Origin of the sequence: Devosia sp. (assembly GCF_041917035.1) — a bacterium.
GTDB lineage: Bacteria > Pseudomonadota > Alphaproteobacteria > Rhizobiales > Devosiaceae > Devosia_A.
The window spans coordinates 1-2291 of the sequence record NZ_JAYRYM010000396.1; the positions used below are offsets into that span (position 1 = coordinate 1).

The 2291-nt window shown below is 65.4% G+C and carries 2 protein-coding genes and 1 pseudogene; all 3 read left to right on the forward strand.

Annotated features, from left to right (window positions below):
- Positions 1-530: fumarylacetoacetate hydrolase family protein (locus ACE3TU_RS21525; RefSeq protein ID WP_374627902.1), on the forward strand; the 530-nt coding region annotated here is incomplete at its 5' end.
- Between the two features lie 685 nt (positions 531-1215).
- Positions 1216-1962 carry a FadR/GntR family transcriptional regulator gene (locus ACE3TU_RS21530; protein ID WP_374627903.1) on the forward strand — a complete coding sequence of 249 codons (747 nt, stop codon included), beginning with the start codon at positions 1216-1218 and terminating at the stop codon, positions 1960-1962.
- A gap of 137 nt (positions 1963-2099) precedes the next feature.
- Positions 2100-2291 (forward strand): annotated as a pseudogene (locus ACE3TU_RS21535) (ribose ABC transporter substrate-binding protein); the annotation flags it as partial.

Below are 2291 nucleotides of genomic sequence, written 5' to 3' on the forward strand. Positions count from 1 at the left end.
CCAACGACGACGTGATCCTGCCCAAGAACACGCTGAAGCCGGACTGGGAAGTCGAGCTCGGCGTCATCATCGGCAAGGAGGCCAAGTACATCGAGGAGAAGGACGCGCTCGACCACGTGGCCGGCTATTGCGTGGTCAACGACCTGAGCGAGCGGCATTTCCAGACCGAGCGCGGCGGCCAATGGACCAAGGGCAAGTCGGCGGACACGTTCGGGCCGATCGGCCCCTGGCTGGTGACCCGCGACGAGGTCGCCGATCCGCAGAACCTCGGGATGTGGCTCGAGGTCGACGGGCACCGCTACCAGAACGGCTCGACCAGGACGATGATCTTCGGCGTTGCCCATATCGTCGCCTATCTCAGCCAGTTCATGAGCCTGCAGCCCGGCGACGTGATCACCACCGGCACCCCGCCGGGCGTCGGCATGGGCATCAAGCCGGAACCGGTCTGGCTGAAGCCGGGCCAGACCATGCGGCTCGGCATCGAGGGCCTGGGCGAACAGCAGCAGGTGACCCGCGCCTGGTCGGCCTGAGCCCGCCCGACCTCCTCTCTCACCGCGGGCGCCGGCCGAAAGGTCGGCGCCTGCTGCTTTTCGGCTGCCGGAACCACCTGCCGGGGCGCCACAATGCTGAACGAAAGGGCGGGGACAGGAACGAAGTCTGAACGAAGATGAACGGCTTCTGACCGTACCTGAACGCCGCCGCTTCGGGGCAGCCCATTGATTTCGCTACTATAATTCCATTCCGGGTACGACTGGACGTCATTCCGGCCCGGCACCGCGCCGAGGAGCAACACCCTACCACATTGTGGCGACGCGGGGACTGTAGCCGGCGCGCCGGGAGGAAGCGCCGCCGGTCACGGGAATTGCCGCTGCCGCAAGGCCGCGGGGGACCGCCGGTGCAGGCCGGCTGGGCCCGGCGCGGGCCCGGTCGGCCCGCGAGACCATCTGGAGCGTCGCCGGACCTGGCTCCGAACCACTGCAAGAAACCAGCCGTAACATGTTAGAATACGCTGGGTTTTCGACGCGCCCGAGCCCGCCGCGTCCCCATGTAATCGATCTCAGTCGCGCTTTTGTCATACCAGTTTGCCCGTATGTCGCCACATGACAGCCTAACTCTCGCTATTGACAGCCTAAATCTTCGAAACTAGGCTGTTCTGGTCCTACAAATGTCGGACAAGAGGGGACTATCTACATTTCTGGGAGGTTGCATCCGGTCATGACGGCCAGGGGCAATATCGTTCGGCTTGTCGAAGGCGGCAGGACGCCGCGCAGGCGTGGCGCCGTGCATCTCAACGACTCGGCCGTCGAAGGACTGGTGGAGCAGATCAAGGCGCTGATCGACGAGCGCAATCTCGGGGTCGGCGACCCCCTGCCGTCGGAGCGCGAACTGGGAGAGATGTTCTCCTCGAGCCGCACCACGGTGCGCGAGGCCATGCGCATCCTCAAGGCCTACGGCGTCGTCGACGTGCGGCCCAAGGTGGGCGCCGTGATCATCGACCGGCGGATGGACGCGGTCTTCGATCTCTATTCATTCAACACGCTCGAACTCAGCCGGCAGACCTTCCTCGAGACCCAGGGCTTCCGCCAGCTGATCGAGGTCGGCGCCGCCGACCAGCTGTTCACCCGCACCAGCGAAAACGACATCGCCGAGCTGCGCGCCATCAACGACAGCATGCGCGAGGCCGAAGGCCTGCACGGCCGCGCCCTGCAGGATTTCAACTTCCACCTCAAGCTGGTCAGCATCGTGGGCAACCAGCAGCTCCTCGAGATCTACCGGATCATGAAGCCCGTCATGCTCAAGATCATGGAAAACGGCGTCAACCGCATCAAGTCCGGCGACGTCAACTACGACGAGCACGCCGGCATCGTCGATGCCCTCGAGGGGCGCAACCGCATCGCCTTCCAGTACCGCATGAGCCAGCACCTCGAAGCCGGCCTCGCGCTGTTCAAGGAGGAGGACTGAGATTTGGCACGCTGCCCGAGGGGTGGCGTGCCGGATGGCCCTTCGGGGCCCGACCATCGGCGACCGGGCCGCCTGAGGAGGACCACCGGATCGCCATCGTGCCGTAGTCAACAGAACGCTCTCTGGGAGGAGACCCAATGAAACTGCGTACCATCGCCACCCTCGCGCTGGCCGGCCTCTTGGCCAGCACCAGCTTCACCTATGCCGGACCCGCGGTGGTCTCCGGCCCCGGCGCCGAGCCGGCCTGCTTCGCGCCCTGGAGCGCCGACACCAAGTACTTCCAGTGGGAGAAGCAGGACGGTCCGTACCGCATCGCCGTGGTCAACGGC

Coding starts and splice junctions, on each gene's coding strand:
- ACE3TU_RS21530 (WP_374627903.1), top strand. CDS start 1,216: ATGACGGCCAGGGGCAATATCGTTCGGCTTGTCGAAGGCGGCAGGACG.